Source organism: Streptomyces incanus, from assembly GCF_042656345.1.
Lineage (GTDB): Bacteria > Actinomycetota > Actinomycetes > Streptomycetales > Streptomycetaceae > Streptomyces > Streptomyces incanus.
Map to the genome: position 1 here is coordinate 117296 of NZ_JBHSPC010000110.1, position 20522 is coordinate 137817.

Sequence of the window (20522 nt, forward strand, 5' to 3'; positions counted from 1 at the left end):
GGGCAGCAGGCCGGTCTACCGGCGCCGGTGCACCAGCCGTCCGCTCAGGACCGTCGCCACGCACGTGGCGGCTCCTCGTTCGCTCAGCGCGGCCTCGTCGGGGACGTCGAACACGGCGAACGTCGCCGCCGCACCCGGGCCCGGGAACGGGGCCACAAGCGCCTCCGTCAGCCCTCGACCGCCGACCAGTGGATCGAGGCCCGGCCCGCCGTCAGGAGCCGCCGACCCTTCCGGAACGGTCCCGGGACATGTCCCCGCAGCGGCTCTTCCGGCAGCTCCGGCCGGCCTCGGTTCCACGCTCAGCCCGGCCCGGCGCACCGCGTCCACCACGGCGGGCCGGCGCAGTTCCCCGGCGACGGCGACGGTCCCGTGCGCCAGCATCCGCTGCACCCCGCGCCGCGCGCTCGCGCCCCAGCGGGCGTCGGTCATCGGCAGCGCCGCGAGCGCCGCGCCGACGAGTGGTTCGGTACCCAGCTCGTCGGCCTCGCGCGGGTCGGGATGGTAGGCGTGCTCCAGCAGTTCGGGGCCGTACGGGTTCAGGAAGCCGGGGGTGAGCAGTCCGGGCCAGCGTCGTACCCGGGCCGTGGGATGGGCGTCCGCCAGTTCCTCGTACGGGCCGACGGCCGCGACCGTCCGTCCGTCGACGAGCACCGCACCCTGGGGTACGGACGGCCGCAGATCCCCCGTCACCAGCAGATCGGCGGCGTGAAGTGTCGGCACGCGGATCCTAGTTGGAGGCGAGGAGCTTCAGCTCCGGGTGGGCCGTGCCGCCCTCGATCGCCGTGGAGGAGATGTGGGAGGCCACGCGGTCGTCGACGGGGTCGTTCGCCGGGTCGTCGTGCACGACGAGGTGCTCGTACGTGGTCGACCGCTGGGCGGGCACCCGTCCGGCGCGGCGGATGAGGTCGATGATCTCCAGCCGGTTGGAGCGGTGCTTGGCACCGGCCGACGAGACGACGTTCTCCTCCAGCATGATCGAGCCGAGGTCGTCGGCGCCGTAGTGCAGGGAGAGCTGGCCGACCTCCTTGCCGGTGGTCAGCCACGAGCCCTGGATGTGGGCCACGTTGTCGAGGAAGACGCGGGCGATGGCGATCATCCGCAGGTACTCGAAGAGGGTGGCCTGCGTCCGGCCCTTCAGGTGGTTGTTCTCGGGCTGGTAGGTATACGGGATGAAGGCGCGGAAGCCGCCGGTGCGGTCCTGCACGTCCCGGATCATGCGCAGGTGCTCGATGCGCTCGGCGTTGGTCTCGCCGGTGCCCATGAGCATGGTGGACGTCGACTCGACACCCAGCCCGTGTGCGATCTCCATGATCTCCAGCCAGCGCTCGCCGGACTCCTTCAGCGGCGCGATGGCCTTGCGCGGGCGCTCGGGAAGCAGCTCGGCGCCGGCCCCGGCGAAGGAGTCGAGCCCGGCCTCGTGGATCCGGGTGATGGCCTCCTCGACCGACACCTTCGAGATCCGGGCCATGTGCTCGACCTCACTCGCCCCCAGGCTGTGGATGACGAGCTGCGGGAACTCCTTCTTGATGGCGGCGAAGTGCTTCTCGTAGTACTCGACGCCGTAGTCCGGGTGGTGGCCGCCCTGGAACATGATCTGCGTGCCGCCGAGCTCGACGGTCTCGGCGCAGCGGCGCAGGATGTCGTCGAGGTCGCGGGTCCAGCCCTTGGCGGTGTCCTTGGGCGCGGCGTAGAAGGCGCAGAACTTGCACGCCGTCACGCACACGTTCGTGTAGTTGATGTTGCGCTCGATGATGTACGTCGCGATGTGCTCGCTGTCGGCGTACTTCCGCCTGCGTACGGCGTCGGCGGCGGCGCCCAGCGCGTGCAGCGGGGCGTCGCGGTAGAGGTCGAGCGCCTCTTCGGGGGTGATCCGCCCACCGGCGGCGGCACGGTCGAGGATGGGCTGAAGGTCGGCCTTCTCGGTCACCGGGCGTCCCTTTCGTAAGGTTCGTAAGGGTTGTGGACGGGCTGAACCAGCCTACGCCAGCGGCCCATGACGCCCGACGTCAGGCCGATGGGCGCCCCGTCGCACCTGCCCGGCCGTCACCCCGTGTACGCGCCGACGGCTGCCGGAGTGCGTCACACGACTGCCGGATGTGCGTCCCGCGCCGGCCCGGCACGCGTCGGGCCGGGTACGCACCCGGTCAGTGACGCCGGATGCGTCACGCCGTGTACGCGCCGATCAGCAACCCGGCGAACGCCCCGGCGATCAGGAACGGCCCGAACGGGATGGCCGTCCCGCGCCCCGCCCGCCGCGCGACGACGAGGGCACCGCCGTACAGCGCCCCGAACAGGAACCCGGCGAAGGTGCCGAGCATCGCGGTCGGCCAGCCGTACCAGCCGAGGACGGCCCCCGCGCCGAGGGCGAGCTTCACGTCGCCGAAGCCCATGCCGGCCGGGTTGATGAGGAACAGGACGAAGTAGCCGGCGCCGAGCGCCAGGGCGCCCAGCAGGGCGGTCGTCCAGGTGCCCGCGTGCTCGGGGACGAGGGCGGCGACCCCGAGCAGGGCGAGGGCGGCTCCGGCGAAGGGGAGGGTGAGCGGGTCGGGCAGCCGCTGCACCCGGAAGTCGACGACCGCCAGCAGCACGCCGACGGGCGCGAGCAGCAGCCAGACGGCCAGTTCGGGCCGGGTCCCGGTGGCAGCGGCGAGGGCGGCGCAGACGAGCACGGTGGCGGCCGCGGGGACGGCGGGCCCGGTGCCGTACGACGTCCCGGCGGCCCTCTTCCCGTCTCCGCGCGGGATGTTCTCCCCGTGTCCGGCGTCCTCCCCGTGTCCGGCGTCCTCCCCGTGCCCGGCGTCCTCCCCGTGCCCCGCGTCCTCCCCGTGCCCCGCGTCCTCCCCGTGTCCGGCGTCCCCTCCGTGCCTGACACCCTCCCCGCGCGGGGCGCACCGCCCGCACCGGGCCGGTCCGAGCCACCCGCGCAGCGGATGCCCCCCGGGGCACCGGGCGTGCCACGCCTCCCCCGCCGGGACGGCGAACCGGTACACCGCGCGGGGCAGCAGCGCACCCGTCGCCGCGCCCCACACCACGGCTACCAGCAGCACGACCGCGTCCGGCACCGGACCGGTGACCACCGCCGCCGGAAGGCCGCTCACGCGTCCCTCATCCCGCGGCCGCGGCCTCGACCGCGTCGCGCCAGGTCGGCAGCAGTTCGTCGAGCAGTGCCTCGGTGCGCGGCGGCAGCCCGCGGGCGCCGCTGCGGCCGATGAGGTCGGCGGCGAGGGCGGTGAGCCGGGTGGGGTCGTCGAGGGCGTGGGTGGCGCGCAGCAGCTCGTTCCACAGCCGCTCGTCTGCCGGGGCGGTGCGCAGGGCGGCGTTCAGCGCCTCGATGGCCTTCTCCGCGCGGCCCTTCTCCAGGTGGAACTCGGAGAGGGCGAGTCCGGTGTCGGCGACGAGCAGCGGAAGCTGGGCGTCGACGATCTCGTGGGTGAGCCAGCGGTAGCGGCCCTCGGGCCGGTCGGCGAGCAGCGGTCCGCGCACCAGCACCAGCGCGTCGGTGAGCAGCCGCCCGCGCACGGCCCGGCTGTCGACGCCCTTGCCCTGGGTCGCCTCGTGGTACAGCGACCGCAGCACGTCCAGGTCGGAGACGACGGACTGGGCGAGGGTGAGCCGGCCGGTGCGGTCGGTGCCGAGGCGAGGGGTGCCGTCGGTGTCGGTGCCGAGCCAGGCGCGCAGCCGGTCCAGGAGCGCCTCGCGCACGTCGTCGGTGACCCCGCGCGGCCACAGCGCGGAGGACAGCACGCGCGGGTGCACGCCCTCGCGGTGCAGGAGCAGCAGGGCGAGCGCCTCGTGGAGCAGGGGGCTGCGCTCGCCGTCCGGGGTGTCGAGGCCGATGATCTCGTACGGCCCGACGAGTCGCGCGTACACGGCCGGCCGGCCCTGCTCGCTGATGTCGACGAGGAACGGCGGGGTGGTGACCGGCCCGTCGGGGCCGCGGTCCGGGTCGGCCTCCACGAAGAGTTCGACGACCGCGCGCTGCTGGGCGGCGGGCAGGAGCTGTGCGTCGAGTTCGAGGCCGAGCAGGGGCGCGAGCAGCTTGCCCTCGCCGGTGATCTCCATCTCCCAGGCGGCGCCCGGCAGGTCGCCGCTGCCGGTGCCGACGAGGTAGCCGATGCCGAGGCGGCTCGCGTCGGCGGCGAGTTCGGCGAGCTTGACGGCGTCCTCGGCGGACGGCTCGGCGGCGAGCAGGACGAGTTGCGGGGCCCAACGGGTGTGCTGGGCCGGGCCGGTGCGTCCGGTGAGGACGGAGTCGTGCCCGGCGGCGCCCAGCGCGCCCCGCCGCTGCCGCGTCTCCGCCTCCATGGTCTCGACGAGCGCCTCGACGTCGTCGAGGTGGCGGATCCGGTTGGGGGCGAGCGGGGTCAGGTCCTCGCCGAACCCGACGAGGGTGATGGTCATACGGTCCGACCATCCGTTGGTCGCCAGCTCGGCGGCGACGGAGGCGAACACGGCCGCCCGGTCGGCCTCGCCGCCGCTCAGCGAGACGATGCCGGGGACGGACTCCAGGTTGAGCAGCAGCCGCGAGTCGTCCATGGTGCCGAGGCTGACCAGGCCGGGGTAGGGGGCGGCGGTGTCGACGTCCTCGTACCGCCCGGCGTCGTCCTTGGTCAGCATCCAGAACGTCTGGTCCTGCCCGAGCCGCCACGGCGCCGGGGGCTTGCCGGCCGGCTGGGCGAGCTGGAGGTGCAGGTCGCCGGCGCTGAGCCAGGCCGCGTAGACGACCGGCAGGGCGCGCGACTCGGCGGCGAGGGAGGCGGCGAGCCCGCGCAGGGACCGGTCGAGCAGCCGTACGCCCTCGGGGTCGGCGCCGACGAGCAGCGCGTCCTGGACGTCCTGGGCGTCGCCCTCCGGCGTGGGCGGCTCCATCCCGCGCCGCCCGCCGACCGCCCCGAACGCCGACTGCCACAGCGCCTGCCGGCGCCGGTGCCCGAGGGCACCGAGGAGGCCTGCGGCGAGGAGGGGGGCGGCGAGCAGGGCCTCGGGCAGGCCGAAGGAGTGCCCGGCCTCGGCGGGGGTGGCGTGCTCCTGCCCGGCGCTGGGGGTGGGGGCGGCGGGAGCCGGGTCCGCCGGGACGGGCGCGGGCCGCTGCTCGGGAAGGGAGACCTGGGCGTCGCTGCCGCCGCCCTGGGCTCCCGCTCCCCCGCCTCCTTGCGCGTGGTCGCCGGTCCGGGCGTAGTCGTGGATCTGCTGCTGCACGTCCGGCGAGACCTCGGGGGCGTCGTCGGGCATCTCGACGAGGTCGCCGCCGCGCGCGTCGCCGGGCATCTCCATGATCCAGCCGGGCCGGATGAGGCTGGCCTCGGAGAGCTTGGAACCGTCCGGCTGGGTGCGGTCCTTGTTGAGGGCGAAGATCTCCTTGTACCGGCGTCCGTCCCCGAGGTGCCGCTCGGCCACCTCCCAGAGGGAGTCGTGGTGACGCCCCTCGGGTGGCTGGATCCGGTAGAACTTCGTGTCGCCCTGCTGTGCGGTGCCGCCATCCGCCTCGGCCTGCGCGGCGGCGTGGGACGCCTGCTCGGCGAGCGCGGCGGCGGTCCCGGCGGCCTGCTCCTGCTGCTGGGCGAAGAGCCCCGGCGTCTGCTGGGCGGTGGCGGCGGTGGGCTGCTGGTTCCCCTCGACGCCCTGCCCCAACTGCGAGAGCCCCGGCGTGAAACTCGCCGCGGCGGCGCCGACGAGCAGCAGCGCGGCCACGAGTTGACGCGCGAGCAGCTGACTGGGCCCGGCCCCGGGCACCCGCCCCGGCACCCCGACCCCGGACAGCGCGGCCTTCATCTCGACGAGCACGCAGGCGGTGAACTGGGCCCAGGCGAGCCAGACGAAGAACACCAGGATGCTCTGGAAGGTCTCGACGGAGACGTCTGCCTTGAGCCACTCCATCGGCTCGAACGTCCTCGGCAACGGCCAGCCCGCCATCGTCGCGAGCGCGGCCGGCACCCCCACCACCAGCACGAGCAGCGCCACGAAGGCGAAGAACGCCTTGACGAAGTCCCCGAAGGTCCGCCTCCGTATCCGCACGGGCTGAGGCGTCCGGTTCCGCGGAGTCGCGGCGGAACCCCCGCTGCGGTCTCCCGTCGCGCTGGACGAGCTTGAACTACGGCGTCGTGGCATGGCGGGTGTCCCGGGTCGTGTGGTGGGGGAAGAGTCTTGGTGACGGCGTGGGGTGAGACGGGATCAGGTGAGGAAGGGAGCACTGAGCGTACTGAGCCTACAGAGATCCTATGGACTCGCACCGGCCCCGTCGAAGGGCATTCCCGCCCGCACCACGCCACACTTCCCGCACATCCCTCGAGCACCTCCGAGTGCCCGACGTCGTACCGGACGGTCATCCACGAGTTCGCCCTTCGGGTCCGCGTGGCCGGCCGTCAGGTGGCCCGGGCACAACTCCGCCAGATCCTGACGCGGATCGAGGACGGTCACGCGACCGTACGCGTCATCCCCACCGACCAGGACGACGTCGCCGACGCCGAGGCCTCGATGATGCACGCATGCGGTCCCGTGCCCCGACTGGACACCGCGCTCAGGGACTACCCCACCGGGACTGCCTTCATCGACGCAGAACCTCAGCTGAACCAACTTCGAACACTGTTCCGTAAGGTGGAGAAGGCGTCGCTGGACCCCGCGGCGTCGCTGGACTTCATCCACCGCTTGACGAAGGAACTGTGAGGCGAGCCATGACCGAGCCCCTGCGTTGGCGGAAGTCCTCGTTCTCCGGCGGTGGCGACGGCAATACCTGCGTGGAGACAGCAACCCCGCCCACCCGCATCGCCGTACGCGACTCCAAGCGCCCCTCCCACGAACCCTTCTCCGTCCCTGCCTCCGCCTTCGCCCACTTCATTGCATCCCTCAAGTCGGGTATCGACGCTCCCGTCAACCTTTGATTCGTCCTCGTCTCCGGAGCCAGCCCGGTGCTGGACCTCGCCGAGGCGTTCCATGACATCTTCGACGCCGTGACCAGCACCTTCCGCTTCGCCTGAACCGATCAGCCGATCCGCAGAGAGGACTCCGGGCCATGAGCAAGAGCGACCTCGCACTCCCGCTGACGGAGATGGAGGACTACGGGCGCCGGCTGCGGTCGCTCAAGACACGGCTGAACCACACCAAGAAGCTCTTCGAGTCCTACAAGGACGACATCGGCGACGGCAGTGTCAATGACGCGCTCTCCGATTTCGAGTCCAACTGGGAGGACGGCCGTGAGGACATCACCCAGCAGCTCGACGCGCTCGCCGGCATGTCCGACGCCGTGGTCCGGGAGTTCAAGAAACTCGAGGACGAACTCACCAAGCAGGTCAACGAAAAGATGAAGGTCAAGGACGAGCGGGGCGGCAAGGGCGACGCTTAGCGCCCCACCGCGCCTTCGTACACCGCGCTTCACGAAGACGCCGTGGACCCCGCCGACTCCGGGGTGGCGACGGGGCCCACCGGGCATGTCCTGTCAGTGACGTCGGGGCAGGCCCGTCAGAGCGACAGCGTCTGCGCGATGCCGTCCACGATGCCTTCCAGGGGTTCGTCCAGGACCGGTTCCGTCCAGGACACCAGGAGGGTGACCGCGGCGTCCGTCGTCGCCGGACGGATCCCGTAGAAGAGGGTGCGGATCACGGGACGCGGTCCGAGGAGGCGTTTCCTTTCCTCGACGAGGTTCTGGCGGATGCGCACGGCGTCGCCGAGGGGCAGCCGCGTCTCGCGGACGTCCGGTTCGCCGAAGTCCCGCGCCGACATGGACTCGGTGAGCAGGGCGAGGCTCACCTCGGGGTAGGTGTCGTCCGGCTGGATGGCGTCGAGCTCCAGGACGGCCGCCACCGACTGGTGTCCGCTGACGTACCAGCCGAAGGCACCGAGGGGATCGCGGGTCCGGCAGTCGGCGGCGGCGCGCTTGAGGTCGCGGGTCAGCAGGCGGGCGTTGCCCTTCTCCCCGTCGCGCTCGTACCGCTCGACCAGGTCCTTCGCCTGGTACGTGGCCCAGTGGTCCAGGTCCAGCGTGCCGGACAGAGGGAACGGCACCCAGTCCTCCGAGCACTCCAGGCCGAGGTTCGACAGGTCGTCGGTCATGTCCGTGGTCACTCCGTCCAGGTCAGTGAGGAGGCGATCGCGTCGAAGAGGCCGGCCATCGCGTCGGCGATCGGCTCCAGGGGCGTGGAGAAGGTGAGCAGCAGGAACTCCGTCGTTCCGGGGACGGGCACGTGGTACTCCACCGAGACGGAGACGTGGTCCCCGTCCTTCTCCTCTTCCCCCGGCCGGCTCATCGTTCTGCGCACCCGTACGGCCGTGCCCGCCGCCAGTTCCTCGACGCTCACCTCCGTCGCCGCGGCCGGGTCGGCGTCCTGGGCGAACGCCCGCGCCAGAGCGTCCGGCGGCAGCGGTTCGGGGTGGCGGAGCGGGGCCAGGCTCACCAGCAACGAGGCCGGGATGGTGAAGGGCCCCGCCTCCTGGAGGCTGAGGTACAGCTCGATGCCGCCGCCGCGGTACGCCTTGGCGGCACGGTGGCGCAGGTCCGCGCGCAGCTCCTCCTTGAGGTGCGGCGCGTTGTCGATCCCGTGGAACTGCCGCTCCACCAGCGCGTCGACGGACCTGTCCCGCTGCTCCGGGTCCAGCAGAATGCGGAACCAGCCCTCGGGCAGGAGCAGGCGGTAGTCGGTGGGCGGGGCGGTCTTCTCGGTATGTGTCATCGAGTGGCTTCCCTGGACGTCCGTTCCGGAACCGGCCGGTCGAGCAGGAGCCGGCCGCGCAGCTGGTGGATCGCGTACGGCACGGCCTGGAGGACGAGGCCGAGCACCCCCATGAGCACCGCCGCGGCTGCCGCGCCCGGGTGCGCGTCCGTGATCCGCAGGCCCTGGGTCACGGAGAAGAAGGAGCCGAAGGCCATGACGGCGGTGGAGGACACCCCGGCGACGGTGCCGGGGAACCGGGCCATGCGACGGGCTTCCCCGCCGGACCCGGGCAGCAGCCCCGTGCCCAGCACCGGGCCCCTGGGCCAGGCCCCCTTACCGCCCAGGCGGCGTTCGGACACCGTCAGTCCGGCGGCCCGGCGCAGCCGCGACCATCCTTCGGCGCCCTCCCCGCCACCGAACCACAGGTCCCACGGGAACACCGCCCGCATCTGCTCCCCGGGACCCCGGAGCTCCACACCGACCGGCCGGCCCGCGTGGTCCTCCACCCGGACCAGCGAGGTCACCGCGTGCGGACCGGACAACGCGAACCAGTACTCCTGGCCGCCCAGGTCGCGCAGGACGAGGTCCCGGTCCTGTACCCGGATCTCGGTGTCCCGACGGAACCTGACCGTCTCCCCGACCCCCCGCGCGGAACCGGGCCGGACGCGTTCACGGACGACGGGGTCGTGGCGCCCCCTCCGCAGCCGGGTCCAGAGCCGCAGCACCAGCCGTGCCACGGGCGCGGAGAAGGCGGTCGCGGCGAGCAGCAGGACGACCCAGGGGGCCGTCGTGTCCGAGAAGACGACCAGCGTGAACGCGGCGAACCGAGGTCGCCGACGCCGTACCCCTCGGCCGGGTTCGCCCGTTCCGCGAAGGTGTCACGGATGCGCTTCAACGCCCGCGCGCTTTCCTTGATCCGCGCTATGTCCGCTTCCTGACCTCCCATGGTGTCCTCCTTCGGTCTCCGGACTCAGCCGACCTCGTTCTCCGCCACCGCCTGGCCGCGGACCACCACGTCACCGCCGTAGAACACGCCGGTGAAGACGGGTGAGTACGTCAACTGGACCTGCACCTCGACTCCTTGGGCACTGGCCGCCACGCAGTGGGTGCCGGCGACGTCCGCGCCGGACATGTCCATCTCGCGGGCGAAGGCCTTCACCCGGGCGTCGCAGTTCTCGTAGTTGATGGGCGCGGGCTCGTCCACGTTCTCGTACAGGGCCTCGCGGTCGATGTCCTGGGCGGCGTAGCGGGCGGCCTGTTCGGCGATGTCGGCGGCGCGCTCGCGCTGGGAGATGGAGAGTCCGCCGTCGATGACGAAGGCAGCGAGGGAGATGAAGACCAGGGCGAAGACGATGACCGCGCCGGCGCCCGAGCCTCGGTCGTCGAGACGGGACGGGTATCCCTCCAGCCACCTGCGCACACGTGCTCTCACGCCGTCCTCCGGTACGGGTCCAGCGGTGAGCTGAAGCTCGCGGACAGGGTCGTCGGGATGTTCAGGCCCAGGGTGGCCAGGCCGCGCACCTCGCAGCTCACCTCGACCGTGAAGAGGGTGTCCGCCTCGAAGCCCTGGCTGGTCTGTACGACGTTCACCGGGCCCGAGCAGATGTCCGCGAGGTTCGCCTCCGCCGCCTTGCGCGCCTCCGCCATCGCCCGTCCGTGGTCCTTCTGGATGGAGCCCGCGCGTGCCGCGTCCCGGGCCGCGCCGTCCAGCGCACCGCGACCGCTCACCAGCTGGCCGAACGCCACCAGCACCAGGATGAACAGGATCATCACCGGGGCGAGGATCACCACCTCGACGGTGGACAGGCCGCGGTCGTCCACAGGTAGCCGGCGGGACAGGCCCTGGCCGCCCACCGGTCCCCGGCGCTCCGGCCGAAGGGGGGCGTCCATCTAGTTCTCCCTCTCTTCCACGAACCGCTCCACCGGCCCCGCCGACCGGGCGTGCACCGTCAGGTCGAGGCCCGGGAACACCGTCGGGATGCGGGCCGTGATCTCCACGCCCACCGTGTCCTGCTCCGGCTGGAGCATCCTCACGTCCGGCGACAGCACCAGCTGCGGGCCCAGCTGCCGGATGTAGCTGTCCACCACGTCCTGCGCCTCGCCCCGCCAGCCGCCCGGCTGGGCGTCCGCCGTCGCCCGTGCCTTGCGCGCGCCCGCCTGCGCCGCCGCCTGGGCGACGTGATCCGCGAAGAAGTACAGCGCGAACTGCACCGTCGCGAAGATCATGAAGAACAGGACGGGCGTGAGCAGCACGAACTCGATCGCGGTCATGCCGGAGTCGCCGCGGGCGGAGGCGGCCTCCACCCGTCGGCGTACCCAGCGACGTACGCGCACCGGCATTCCCCGTCCCAGTCCTCTTGCGGTCCTGTCCTCGACCTCGGCGTACGTACGCTCAGCAGGTGCTGCCGGCGTTCGCGCCCTTGATGCAGTCGCCGACCTTGTTGGCGCCCTCGCTCAGCGCGGCGTTGATGATGGCGGCGACCACGCCGACGATCGCGACGACGACCGCGGAGATGATGACCCACTCCACCGCGGAGGCGCCGCGGTCCAGTTCGCCGGAGCGGGCACGCTCCACGCGGGCCCGCATGAAGGTGACCAGGAAGTCCACGGCGGGGATACCGGTGTGGAAGGTACGTCCGTTCATGACGCTTCGTCCTCTCGTTTTCGGTTCACAGATGCTCTGACGTACGGTTCACGGCTGTCGGTTCGCAAGGGGCGATGGGTGGCCCATGGTTCACAGCGCCACGTCCTTCCGTTCACGGTTCTCACACCTGGAACACCCGCATCGCCGCCGGGAAGATCAGGAACACGAGGAACCCCGCACACAGCAGCAGCTGCGCCACGAGCATCGACTGGGACTTCTCGCCCGCGCTGCCCTCGATCTCGGAGAGTTCGCGGTGGCGCATGGTCTCCGCGCGGGAGGCGAGGGACTCGCGGACCTTGGCGCCGTCGTCCGCGACCAGGGCGAGGGAGGCGGAGAGGTCCTTCAGCTCCTCGACGCCCAGCTCCTCACCGAGCTGCCCGAGCGCCTGCCACTGGCTGATACCGGTGATCCGGGCGTCGGCGAGGGCGTTGCGGATGCGCTGCGTCGCCCAGCCGTCGGACACCTCGGCCGCCGCCATCAGCGCCTCGGGGAGGCCCCGCCCGCCGGCCAGGCTCATCGACACCAGGTCCAGGTAGGCGCCGATGACCCGGCGTAGGTCGCGCCGCTTCTCGGCGGCGTCCCGGCGCACCTCCAGGTCGGGCAGGAAGAAGAAGACGACCGCGCAGAGCAGGGCCAGCCAGACCGGGACGATCGGGCTGCGGCTGAACCCGAGCGCCCAGACGACCGCGAAGAGGAACGGCCCGAAGAACAGGCCCCCCGCCGCCAGCAGCACCTTCGTCGCCAGGAACTTCTCCCAGCTCCGTTCCAGTACGGCCAGATCGGCGCGCAGCGAGCGCTGCTCCCAGCCCTGCTGGAGATAGAACTCGGCGATGCGCGCGCCCACTTCGCCGCGCAGCGACGCGAACCGGCCGGTGTCCTTCCGCGTGCGGGCCGACTCGTACGCCGCGCCCCGCGCCCGCATCGCGTCGATCCGGGCGACCTGGGCGACCGCGCTGCGCCTGGTGGGCATCAGGGCCCGGATCAGGACGTAGACGCCCAGTCCGAGGACCGCGCCGACGACCACCGGCATCGTCAGTTCGTCGTTCACCGTCGTGCCCCCCTGCCCTGCTGGTCCCTGCCCTGCGGGCCACGGCCCTGCTGGTGCGGGAGCCGCAGCGACGGCGCGCTCCCCGGTTCCACCTGCTGCTGCCCCGCAGCGGTCGCCGCCCCCGGGGTACGGGGCCGTACGAACTGGACCGCCGCCTCGTCGCGTACCAGGAAGCGTTCGGGCGTCTCGATGGTGGACAGCTTGCGCAGCCACCAGAAGCCGAGCGCGAACAGCCCGCAGACACAGGCGAGTACGAGCTGCCCCACGGCCGTTCCGTACGGCTCGACGAAGTCCCGGTTGAAGATGGCCAGTCCGAGGACGAACGCGATCGTGACCGCGACGACGATCTGCACCGACCGCCGGGTGGAGGCTCGTTGGGCCATGACGCGCTGCCGCATGTCGACCTCTTCGCGCGCCGACTTGGCCAGCGCGCCCAGCACCTGACGCAGACCGGGGCCGCGCAGCTTGGCGTTGAGGATGAGGGCGGCGACGATGATGTCGGCGGAGGCGTCGTCGATCTCGTCGGCGAGATGCTGGAGCGCCTCGGGCAGCGGGGTCCGGGAGCGCAACCGGTCGACGAGCGCGTCGAGATGGGGGCGCAGGACGGGCGCGGCCGCCCGTGCCGACGCCGGGATGGCCTGCTCCAGGCCCACCGCGCCGGCGATGGTGTCGCGCAGCGACTCCGTCCAGGAGGCCAGGGCCTCCACGCGCCGCATGGCGGCCCGCTCCTCCGCGGCTCCGCCGAAGAGGCGGTCCCAGAAGAAGACGAGGACGGCCGCGGCGACACCGGCGACGGTCCACCGGGTCAGCAGCAGCACGGCGAGGCCGACGATCGCGGCGAGGGAGCCGCGCTGCCCCGCGAACCGGATCAGTTCGGCGGCGCGCTCACTCGTCTTCTGCTTCTCGTGCTCCGGCTTGGCGGGCAGTCCGCGCACGGCGACGACGAGCAGCGCGAGGCCGCCGCCGACGGCGACGCCGCACGCGAGCGCGTACAGGACCGTGGTGGAGAACAGGCTGCCCATCGAGCCGAGTGAGGCGGCGGTGGTGAGGTCCGTGGCGGCAGCGAAGTCCGTAGTCGTACGGGTCACCAGGTCACCCCCACGTTCCGCTGGGGCGGTAACCGTGGGCCATCAGTTCCTCCAGGCAGGCGATGGGGGCGTGCGGCACGACCCGGCCGTCGGGCGTCCGGGCGAACACCTCGCTGGACAGGACCCGTCCGTCGACGCCGTTGACCTCGCGGACGGAGGTGACCATGCGCTGGAGCCGGCCGCCGCTTTGGAACTCGTTGCGCCGCTCGATGAAGACGACGAAGTTCACCGCGCCCGCGATCAGCATCTGGCTGGCCTCGATGGGCAGTCGCTCCGTCGCCTGCAGCGCGTACGTCGAGATGCGGTTGAAGACCTCGCTGGAGCTGTTGGCGTGGATCGTGGACAGCGAACCGTCGTTGCCCTGCGACATCGCGTTCAGCATCGTCACGATCTCGTCGCCGAGCACCTCACCGACGATGACCCGCGAAGGGTTCATGCGCAGCGACCGGCGCACCAGCTCGGCCATGGAAATGGTGCCCTGCCCCTCGGAGTTGGGCAGGCGTTCCTCGAACGCCACGACGTTGGGGTGAAGTTCGGGGAAGGAGTCGAGGCCGAGCTCCAGGGCACGCTCGACGGTGATGAGACGTTCGTGCGGCGGGATCTCGTTGGCGAGGGCGCGCAGCAGCGTCGTCTTGCCGGCGTTCGTGGCTCCCGCGATCATGACGTTCTTGCGGGCCCGTACCGCGCAGGCCAGGAAGTGTCCCAACTCGGGCGTGAGCGTGCCGTTCCCGACCATGTCGGAGATGAACACCTTGCCCATGCGGGCCCGTCGGATGGACAGCGCGGGGCGCCTGGTCACGTCCATGACGGCGGAGAGCCGGGAACCGTCCGGGAGCCGCAGGTCGAGCTGCGGGTTCGCGGAGTCGAAGGGCCGGGAGGAGAGACCGGAGTACGCGCCGAGCACCTGGATGAGCTCGACGAGTTCCTCGTCGGTCTCGGCGACGGGCTCGCCCTGCACCTCGTGGCCGTCCGCGTAGCCGACGAACACCTGGTCGCAGCCGTTGATGTCGATGTTCTCGACCTCGGGGTCGTCGAGCAGCGGCTGGAGCCGCCCGACGCCGAACAGCGCGGCGTGCACGGCGGCCGCGTACTGTTCCTCGGTCTCGGCGTCCAGCGGCGTACGGCCCGCGTTGATCTCGGAGCGGGCGTGTTCCTCGAGGATCTGGGCTATGACGGCCCGCGCGAACTGGCGCTCGTCCTCGGTGGACATCGGCGTGACGCCGTTGACCTGGTCGAGGCGGCGCTGTTCGGAGATACGGTCGCCGGCGTCCTGGCGGAACCGCTTGACCAGTTGATGGTCGACAGCGGTCATCGCCCGGCTCCGGCGGCACGGCCGTCGGACGGCAGGCCGCCCTGCGGGGCGGCCTGCTGACCGGGCCGACCGGGCTGTCCCGGCTGGTGCTGCTGGGCCGACGGTGCGTACTGACCCTGCTGCTGGGGCTGATGAGGCTGATGGGGCTGTGCGGCATGGGCGGACGCCGCATGAGCGGAGGCCGTCCATGCGGCGCCGTACTGCTGGTACAGGTCGGCGGTCACCTTGCGGGCGGTGCGGATCAGCAGCGACTTGTCGAGCCGGCCCCGTCTGCGGCCTGCCAACTGCTCGGCGCCGGCCGGGTCGTCGGCGAGGGTGCCGACCACCCGGGCGCCGGTCTGGGCGTGCACGAGCATGTCGTTGACCTGGGAGGCGAGCTTGGCCGCACTGCCGGTGTCGGCGATCAGGACGACCCCGACCATCGGACCGCCCGGCCCGGCGACGCGCGAACCGCCGTTCAGCTTGCCCGCCAGGGCGGCGGCTCGGTCCCGGACCCGGGCGAGCGCCTCCGGTTCGGTACGCGAGACGAGCAGGACGAGGGAGGCGTGCGGGAACAGCTCGGCCGCCGGCGTGTCACCGCTGATCCGCCCGCAGTCGGCGATGACATCGGCGGCCGCGTGCGGGGAGTCGGCGAGGGAGGCGAAGGCCCGCCCGAGGGTCGGCCACAGCCCGGCGAGGCCGGCGGCCTGCTCGGAGTTGCCGAGTCCGACGAGCACTTCGAGGCCGCCGCTCAACGGCTGTACGTGGTCCCACAGCTGGTCGGGCACGAGCCCGCGCCGCGCGGTGGCGGCGATGGACAGCATGCCGGTGTTGGGGTTGAGCGGACCGCCGTGGGCGGCGGCGCTGCGGTAGACGAGGTCACCGCCCGCCGGGTCGGTCTCGGCGAGCAGCACCCGCCGCGGCCAGACCGCCGCGAGAGCGACGGCCGCGGTGGTGACGCCGGGGGAACCCTTGTCGGCGGCGAGGGCGATCAAGGCCATGAGTGGGGTGCCGCCTTCTAGTTGCCAGGAACGAGGACGAGAGCCACCTCGCTGTTGGAGGCGGCCTGGGTGAGCGCGGCAGCCCGGTCACTGTCGACGACCAGCGTCACGGGCAGGTTGGCGCTGCTGACGATGCTGCCGTCGCCCTCCTGCTCGGGCACGGACTCCACGCGAGCCTGCTCGACGATCACGGAACTGCTGGTGCCCGCCGTGGAGCCGCCGTCCTCGTCGGCATCGCTCCCGGAACTCGATCCCCTGCCGCCGACCCGGTACGCGGCCACGGTGTCGCCGCCCTTGATCCCGGCCGGGTACTGCCCCTCCTTGAGGGACAGACCGACAACGGCCTTGCCCTCCGGAACCTTGGCCCCCTCCCCGAACATCTCGCCGACGGCGACCACGTTCTTCGGGATGTTGCTGACGGCCTTGAGCTTCTTCAGCGCGGCCAGCTGGGTCCACTCGATGTAGTGGATCTCCGGATCCTCGACGACGAGCACGGACGTCACATTGCTGTTGGTGACCGCCTGTCCCGCAGGGATCTCCTCGGTGACCTTGACGACCTCGATCCGATCCCCCACCTGGAGCACCAGCATCGTGGCACCGAGCGCGCCCACGAGGATCAGCAGCACCGCGAGCGCGGCCAACGCGGGTTTGCGCTCGCGAGGCGGCGTGGGAAGCCGGTCACCGACCGCCGGTTGAGCCGGAGCGGCGGAACGCCCCGCGCCCGCCCCCGTACGCTCCTGGATCTTCACGCAACCGCTCCCCGTACACCCAAGACGATGTCTGCCAAGTACCCCGGAAATCCGGACACTTCACCTACGTCCACTCGCGCACAGACATGCGGGACGCGGCCGGACTTACCGGCTCGACCTGGGCCAATACCCAGCGCCGAGGCGAGTGTCAAGCCATGGCACCGTACCAGTCACGCATGAGCCCCTCAAGGCACACCCAACGTCACGGACCCCACATGACACCCCGTTACTTATCTGCAATTTCACCCTTGAACAACCCAGTTGGCGGCAGCACCGAACCGCAGCTCGCCCCCTGTGCGCCGGCGAACCGACACAGCGCCCCATCGCCCGCCCCCGCCCCCGCCCCGTCACACCTCACCCACGAACCCCGCACGGTTCACTCACGGGGGCCGGGGCGGTGCGTGCCATGATCTCCTGTCGGATCGGTGACGGAGAGGGCACGGAGAGCCCTGGTGGACCTCCTCCCGGCGAGCAGGGCAAGGGTGTCCTCCCGCCTCACACGGGTGCCACCGTCCCCGGAAGGCCACACGTCCCGCGGAAGCCGGTGGACGACGACCGACGGATCAACCGCCTTCCGGTCGACCAGCATTGACAGCCGTCACCCACCTCAAGGAGCCCTCATGAAGCGCGCCCTGTCGGCCGCCCTCACCACCCTGTCCCTGATCTCCCTCGCCACGCTCACCGCCTGCGGCGGGAATTCCGACTCGGGCACGGACAAGGACACGGCGGCCGGCAAGCCGAAAGCGACCGCCCCCAAGAAGGAACAGACCACTCCGGAAGAGCGGTTGAAGCAGTTGATGATCACGAAGGCCGACGTGTCCGGCCAGAACCTGGACAAGCCCGACAGCGAGTTCGCCTTCGCCGCCTCCCCGGAGGAGGTCACGGTCGAGAAGCCGGTCTGCGCCCCCCTGGCCTACGCCATGAACCAGGTCCCCCTCGGCGAACCGCAGGCCGACCTCACACGCGTCGTGACGGGCGACCCCAGCCAGCCGTTCACGTACGTCACGCTCACGACGTACGAGTCCGGCCGGGCCGAGTCCACCCTGGCCGGCCTTTCGCGGGCGGTCGACGCCTGCGGCGGAGGCTTCACCGCGAAGGCGAACGGCAACACCAGCGCGTACGACTCCGTGACCGCCGAGAAGCCCGTGGCGGAGGCCGGCGACGAGTCCCTCGCGTTCGCATCCGCACTGACGTTCCGGGGCATCTCCCACACCGTGCACACCCAGGCCGTACGCAGCGGTGACGTCCTCGCCGTGTACTTCTCCGTCAACGGCATGGCCATCGCCAACGGCAGGCCCAGCGACGCGAAGTTGCCGGCAGCGGCGGTGAAGGCGCAGAACGCGAAACTGGGGTGAGCCGGCGCCCTCGGCTGCCCTCGGAGGACATCGGGACCGGCGAGGAGAGCGACGTCAACCCTGCGCCCGAGAAGGCCACCGAGAGGCTGGACGCAGCTGCGAGTCTCCTATGCCAGAAGTGCCGATATCGCCCCAGAGTTCGCTGTGGCGAAACCGAGAACCACACCGATACCGTCGTTGCCCGTGACCACACATCCGTCCCACGGGGGATTCACTGTGAAGCGCCGCATCCTGCCCGTCGCCGCCACATTCGCCGCAACCGCGACGCTACTGCTGGCCGCGTGCGGCGCCGGCGACGACGGTTCCAAGGCCAACGACGAGATCGCGGGAGCCGACGCGGGAAAGGGCACCGCATCCGCGTCGCCGAGCGAATCGGAAGTGACCATCAAACGGCCAGACATGACTCTGCCCGGAGATGTCGAAGAGAAATTCGAGGGTTGGGAGACCGGCGACACCACGAAGGACGTCATCCTGGCGGACGCCGGAAAGGCGCAGACAGCGGTGACGTACTCCGTCACGAAGGGCGACTCCGAATCGCCGGCGCTCCGGTTCTACCAGTCCGGTACAGCTCTCACCGGCAGCCAGGACTGGGTCAAGGAAATCGTAGATGCCGGGCTCACATACTCCGGGTCGGTGCGCTATTACGCAGCCGACATCAGCGTGTTCGACAAGAAGTCGGCCGGAGTCTCGTACTGCGCAGACGAAAGTAAGGCGTACAACAAGAACCGCAAGACGGAAAAGGTGGACAAGACGCCCGCAAGCAACGATTCCTACGTGCTCTACAGCACGCGTTTGGAGAAGAAAAGCAACGGAGTCTGGCAGACCACGAAGCTTGAATCGGAGCGGGGGAACAAGGCATGCATTCAGTGAAGGCACGGCATCGCTGGTTGACCACGGGGGCGACTGCCGGAATTCTCGCCCTCATCCCCGGGACGGCGTTCGCATGGGGGACCCCCGGCGCGTCGAACGGCGAGAAGACCGAGACGAGCGGCGGACGCGACGGCACCAGTCTGGTCTCCAAGGTGGTTTACCGCGGCTCCACGACAGGATCGGAAGGCGGCGGCGGTACGGGCAAGGTGAAGCCCGTTGGCAACTGGACGCCGCCCGCCTGCTGGTACGAACCCCGGTCCGCCAAGGAGTTCGGCTCGTACGTGGAGAACATGTACGACGAAACTGTCAATTACCCCGGCCAGCACAGTTACGCCAAGACCGCGGTCGGCATGTTCCGTGACCAGTACAAGGACGGCACGTACAAGAACTACAACCTGGACAAGGAGGACGAGGGCAACTGGTGGGTCGCCGTTCGTGACGAGGAACGCTGGATGGAGCCGGAGGCACAGGCCTGCAACCGGATGCCCTTCTGGGTCGAGAACGGAGATCCCGTGCCCGTCGACAACGCGATCACTCCGGAGGTGCTCGCGGAACTCGCCTACAGCCGAATCCAGTTGCCGACGACCGAAGTGACCCTGGCTCCCGAGGAAACGACCAAGGTGAACCTCCCCACCTGGGCCTGGCTCGACAAGGCCAGGTTCAAGGAGGTCTCCGTAACCGCCACGATCAACGTGGGCGGGCTGAACATCCAGGCCACCACGACTGCCGAACCCGTCTCCCTGACGTTGGAACCCGGCACACCCGACGCAGAGACGTACCCCGCCTCCGGCGAGTGCGTGATCGACGACGACGGCTCGATCGGTGAGCCCTACGCCAAGGGCAAGGCCGACAAGACCCCGCCCTGCGGCATCAGATACCTGCGCTCCTCCGACGGCAACACCTACAAGATGCAGGCCACCGTCACCTGGGACATCACGTGGACCGGTACCGGAGGCGCCGGCGGAGACCTGCCCGACGGCACCTTCGGCAACGACCAGGACGTGACGGTTCAGGAGATCCAAGCCGTCAACAGATGAGCTCACGAGGCAGTCCGGTCCACGAGCCGAACGCTACTCAGAAGGTCTTGGAAGAGCTCTTCGTCACGTAAACCGAGTCGATCGGACCGTTGACGTACGTCGGTCCGAGATCACGCTCCGCCCGCATCACGCGTCGGGAAGGTCCCTGTGTCGATCTCGATCCGCTCCCCGGTGGCCAGAGTGAAGGTGACCTGCTCGCCGTACGGGATCTCGACGACCCGCCCGTACCCCGCGGCGTGTGGCTCGGACATCAGGGTGACCGTCGCCGTGAAGGGGTCGGCGATCATGTAGAAGTCGATCCCGAAGCGACTGTACTTCTGGACGTTCCGAACGTAGTCCTTCTCGTCCTTCGGTTCGGACGGCACCTCGACCACCGCAAGCACGTCGAGACACGATTGACTTGCTCTCCCTCCTGAAGGAGGGAGATTCTGGCCTGCTCGCTCGGTGCTGTGCCGCTACGCGGCACGGGCGTCGGGCGGGCTTCCATGGCTTCCTGTTTCTTCGCGCTGTGCCGGGATCGCTCCTGGTCTTACCGGCGCTCCGCAGGCCGATACCGCCAGTCCGGCGGCCGTCTTCACGTTGATCGCTGCATTGTGGTCCCGGTCGTGGAGCATGCCGCAGGCGCGACAGGTCCATTCCCGCACGTGCAGGGGTTTGGGCCCGTCGCGGTGCCCGCAGGCGGAGCACATCTGGCTGGTGGGCTCGAACCGCCCCACCTTCACAAAGGTGCGGCCATACCGTTGCGCTTTGTATTCCAGCATGCTGGTGAACGAGGACCACCCGCTGTCGTGCAC

The 20522-nt window shown here is 70.9% G+C and carries 23 protein-coding genes and 1 pseudogene; 6 read left to right on the plus strand and 18 right to left on the minus strand.

What is annotated here, in order from left to right; all coding sequences use genetic code 11:
• Nucleotides 1-15: 15 nt before the first annotated feature.
• The 4 genes from ACFP2V_RS31445 to ACFP2V_RS31460 form a co-directional block, all read right to left on the minus strand.
• On the minus strand, nucleotides 16-720 hold the full coding sequence (locus ACFP2V_RS31445; RefSeq protein WP_381218673.1) for an imidazolonepropionase-like domain-containing protein: 705 nt from the start codon (nucleotides 718-720) through the stop codon (nucleotides 16-18).
• A gap of 7 nt (nucleotides 721-727) precedes the next feature.
• Entirely contained in the window at nucleotides 728-1927 is a 1200-nt protein-coding gene (gene mqnC, locus ACFP2V_RS31450; RefSeq protein ID WP_381218674.1) for a cyclic dehypoxanthinyl futalosine synthase, read from the minus strand.
• 235 nt (nucleotides 1928-2162) lie between these two features.
• Nucleotides 2163-3062, minus strand: a complete 900-nt coding sequence (locus ACFP2V_RS31455) for a prepilin peptidase (protein WP_381218698.1) — start codon at nucleotides 3060-3062, stop codon at nucleotides 2163-2165.
• Between the two features lie 43 nt (nucleotides 3063-3105).
• Entirely contained in the window at nucleotides 3106-6108 is a 3003-nt protein-coding gene (locus ACFP2V_RS31460; protein WP_381218675.1) for a BTAD domain-containing putative transcriptional regulator, read from the minus strand.
• Nucleotides 6109-6303: 195 nt separating this feature from the next.
• Between ACFP2V_RS31460 and ACFP2V_RS31465 the strand changes: the two are divergent.
• From ACFP2V_RS31465 to ACFP2V_RS31475, 3 genes and pseudogenes are all read left to right on the plus strand, one after another.
• Nucleotides 6304-6663 (plus strand): annotated as a pseudogene (locus ACFP2V_RS31465) (Scr1 family TA system antitoxin-like transcriptional regulator); the annotation flags it as partial.
• Nucleotides 6664-6671: 8 nt separating this feature from the next.
• Nucleotides 6672-6878 (plus strand): DUF397 domain-containing protein, encoded by a 207-nt coding sequence (locus tag ACFP2V_RS31470; protein WP_381218676.1) that lies wholly within the window; start codon nucleotides 6672-6674, stop codon nucleotides 6876-6878.
• A gap of 131 nt (nucleotides 6879-7009) precedes the next feature.
• Entirely contained in the window at nucleotides 7010-7339 is a 330-nt protein-coding gene (locus tag ACFP2V_RS31475; RefSeq protein WP_381218677.1) for a hypothetical protein, read from the plus strand.
• A gap of 116 nt (nucleotides 7340-7455) precedes the next feature.
• Here the strand turns inward: ACFP2V_RS31475 and ACFP2V_RS31480 are convergent, their stop codons facing one another.
• From ACFP2V_RS31480 to ACFP2V_RS31535, 12 genes are all read right to left on the minus strand, one after another.
• Complete coding sequence (locus ACFP2V_RS31480; RefSeq protein WP_381218678.1) at nucleotides 7456-8046, minus strand: hypothetical protein; 591 nt, start codon at nucleotides 8044-8046, stop codon at nucleotides 7456-7458.
• Nucleotides 8047-8054: 8 nt separating this feature from the next.
• The gene (locus tag ACFP2V_RS31485; protein ID WP_381218679.1) at nucleotides 8055-8663 is read right to left on the minus strand and encodes a hypothetical protein; all 609 of its coding nucleotides are present in this window, start codon (nucleotides 8661-8663) and stop codon (nucleotides 8055-8057) included.
• Nucleotides 8660-9382, minus strand: a complete 723-nt coding sequence (locus tag ACFP2V_RS31490; RefSeq protein WP_381218680.1) for a hypothetical protein — start codon at nucleotides 9380-9382, stop codon at nucleotides 8660-8662. Before ACFP2V_RS31490 ends, ACFP2V_RS31485 begins: the two co-directional genes overlap by 4 nt.
• 233 nt (nucleotides 9383-9615) lie before the next feature.
• The gene (locus ACFP2V_RS31495; protein ID WP_381218681.1) at nucleotides 9616-10077 is read right to left on the minus strand and encodes a Tad domain-containing protein; all 462 of its coding nucleotides are present in this window, start codon (nucleotides 10075-10077) and stop codon (nucleotides 9616-9618) included.
• Nucleotides 10074-10535 carry a TadE/TadG family type IV pilus assembly protein gene (locus ACFP2V_RS31500; protein WP_381218682.1) on the minus strand — a complete coding sequence of 154 codons (462 nt, stop codon included), beginning with the start codon at nucleotides 10533-10535 and terminating at the stop codon, nucleotides 10074-10076. Before ACFP2V_RS31500 ends, ACFP2V_RS31495 begins: the two co-directional genes overlap by 4 nt.
• Nucleotides 10536-10985 (minus strand): TadE family protein, encoded by a 450-nt coding sequence (locus ACFP2V_RS31505; protein WP_381218683.1) that lies wholly within the window; start codon nucleotides 10983-10985, stop codon nucleotides 10536-10538.
• 52 nt (nucleotides 10986-11037) lie between these two features.
• Nucleotides 11038-11289 carry a hypothetical protein gene (locus ACFP2V_RS31510; RefSeq protein ID WP_055594189.1) on the minus strand — a complete coding sequence of 84 codons (252 nt, stop codon included), beginning with the start codon at nucleotides 11287-11289 and terminating at the stop codon, nucleotides 11038-11040.
• 121 nt (nucleotides 11290-11410) lie between these two features.
• The gene (locus ACFP2V_RS31515) at nucleotides 11411-12319 is read right to left on the minus strand and encodes a type II secretion system F family protein (RefSeq protein ID WP_381218699.1); all 909 of its coding nucleotides are present in this window, start codon (nucleotides 12317-12319) and stop codon (nucleotides 11411-11413) included.
• A gap of 14 nt (nucleotides 12320-12333) precedes the next feature.
• On the minus strand, nucleotides 12334-13359 hold the full coding sequence (locus ACFP2V_RS31520) for a type II secretion system F family protein (protein WP_381218700.1): 1026 nt from the start codon (nucleotides 13357-13359) through the stop codon (nucleotides 12334-12336).
• 70 nt (nucleotides 13360-13429) lie between these two features.
• Nucleotides 13430-14737 (minus strand): CpaF family protein, encoded by a 1308-nt coding sequence (locus tag ACFP2V_RS31525; protein WP_381218684.1) that lies wholly within the window; start codon nucleotides 14735-14737, stop codon nucleotides 13430-13432.
• Nucleotides 14734-15717, minus strand: coding sequence for a hypothetical protein (locus tag ACFP2V_RS31530; RefSeq protein WP_381218685.1), 984 nt, complete (start codon nucleotides 15715-15717; stop codon nucleotides 14734-14736). The genes ACFP2V_RS31525 and ACFP2V_RS31530 overlap by 4 nt, the downstream gene beginning before the upstream one ends.
• Nucleotides 15718-15734: 17 nt before the next feature.
• On the minus strand, nucleotides 15735-16466 hold the full coding sequence (locus ACFP2V_RS31535) for a hypothetical protein (RefSeq protein WP_381218686.1): 732 nt from the start codon (nucleotides 16464-16466) through the stop codon (nucleotides 15735-15737).
• Between the two features lie 620 nt (nucleotides 16467-17086).
• Between ACFP2V_RS31535 and ACFP2V_RS31540 the strand changes: the two genes are divergently transcribed.
• From ACFP2V_RS31540 to ACFP2V_RS31550, 3 genes are all read left to right on the plus strand, one after another.
• Nucleotides 17087-17821, plus strand: coding sequence for a hypothetical protein (locus ACFP2V_RS31540; RefSeq protein ID WP_381218687.1), 735 nt, complete (start codon nucleotides 17087-17089; stop codon nucleotides 17819-17821).
• Nucleotides 17822-18037: 216 nt separating this feature from the next.
• Entirely contained in the window at nucleotides 18038-18691 is a 654-nt protein-coding gene (locus ACFP2V_RS31545) for a hypothetical protein (RefSeq protein WP_381218688.1), read from the plus strand.
• Nucleotides 18679-19728 carry a hypothetical protein gene (locus ACFP2V_RS31550; RefSeq protein ID WP_381218689.1) on the plus strand — a complete coding sequence of 350 codons (1050 nt, stop codon included), beginning with the start codon at nucleotides 18679-18681 and terminating at the stop codon, nucleotides 19726-19728. Before ACFP2V_RS31545 ends, ACFP2V_RS31550 begins: the two co-directional genes overlap by 13 nt.
• A gap of 110 nt (nucleotides 19729-19838) precedes the next feature.
• Here the strand turns inward: ACFP2V_RS31550 and ACFP2V_RS31555 are convergent, their stop codons facing one another.
• The gene (locus ACFP2V_RS31555; protein ID WP_381218690.1) at nucleotides 19839-20111 is read right to left on the minus strand and encodes a hypothetical protein; all 273 of its coding nucleotides are present in this window, start codon (nucleotides 20109-20111) and stop codon (nucleotides 19839-19841) included.
• 72 nt (nucleotides 20112-20183) lie between these two features.
• Nucleotides 20184-20522: RNA-guided endonuclease InsQ/TnpB family protein (locus tag ACFP2V_RS31560; protein ID WP_381218691.1), on the minus strand; the 339-nt coding region annotated here is incomplete at its 5' end.

Excerpts from the sequence above, each read along its gene's own strand:
- ACFP2V_RS31460 (WP_381218675.1), bottom strand. The coding sequence starts at position 6,108 with ATGCCACGACGCCGTAGTTCAAGCTCGTCCAGCGCGACGGGAGACCGC.
- ACFP2V_RS31470 (WP_381218676.1), top strand. The coding sequence starts at position 6,672 with ATGACCGAGCCCCTGCGTTGGCGGAAGTCCTCGTTCTCCGGCGGTGGC.
- ACFP2V_RS31475 (WP_381218677.1), top strand. The coding sequence starts at position 7,010 with ATGAGCAAGAGCGACCTCGCACTCCCGCTGACGGAGATGGAGGACTAC.
- ACFP2V_RS31480 (WP_381218678.1), bottom strand. The coding sequence starts at position 8,046 with ATGACCGACGACCTGTCGAACCTCGGCCTGGAGTGCTCGGAGGACTGG.
- ACFP2V_RS31485 (WP_381218679.1), bottom strand. The coding sequence starts at position 8,663 with ATGACACATACCGAGAAGACCGCCCCGCCCACCGACTACCGCCTGCTC.
- ACFP2V_RS31500 (WP_381218682.1), bottom strand. The coding sequence starts at position 10,535 with ATGGACGCCCCCCTTCGGCCGGAGCGCCGGGGACCGGTGGGCGGCCAG.
- ACFP2V_RS31505 (WP_381218683.1), bottom strand. The coding sequence starts at position 10,985 with ATGCCGGTGCGCGTACGTCGCTGGGTACGCCGACGGGTGGAGGCCGCC.
- ACFP2V_RS31510 (WP_055594189.1), bottom strand. The coding sequence starts at position 11,289 with ATGAACGGACGTACCTTCCACACCGGTATCCCCGCCGTGGACTTCCTG.
- ACFP2V_RS31515 (WP_381218699.1), bottom strand. The coding sequence starts at position 12,319 with ATGCCGGTGGTCGTCGGCGCGGTCCTCGGACTGGGCGTCTACGTCCTG.
- ACFP2V_RS31520 (WP_381218700.1), bottom strand. The coding sequence starts at position 13,359 with ATGGGCAGCCTGTTCTCCACCACGGTCCTGTACGCGCTCGCGTGCGGC.
- ACFP2V_RS31525 (WP_381218684.1), bottom strand. The coding sequence starts at position 14,737 with ATGACCGCTGTCGACCATCAACTGGTCAAGCGGTTCCGCCAGGACGCC.
- ACFP2V_RS31530 (WP_381218685.1), bottom strand. The coding sequence starts at position 15,717 with ATGGCCTTGATCGCCCTCGCCGCCGACAAGGGTTCCCCCGGCGTCACC.
- ACFP2V_RS31540 (WP_381218687.1), top strand. The coding sequence starts at position 17,087 with ATGAAGCGCGCCCTGTCGGCCGCCCTCACCACCCTGTCCCTGATCTCC.
- ACFP2V_RS31550 (WP_381218689.1), top strand. The coding sequence starts at position 18,679 with ATGCATTCAGTGAAGGCACGGCATCGCTGGTTGACCACGGGGGCGACT.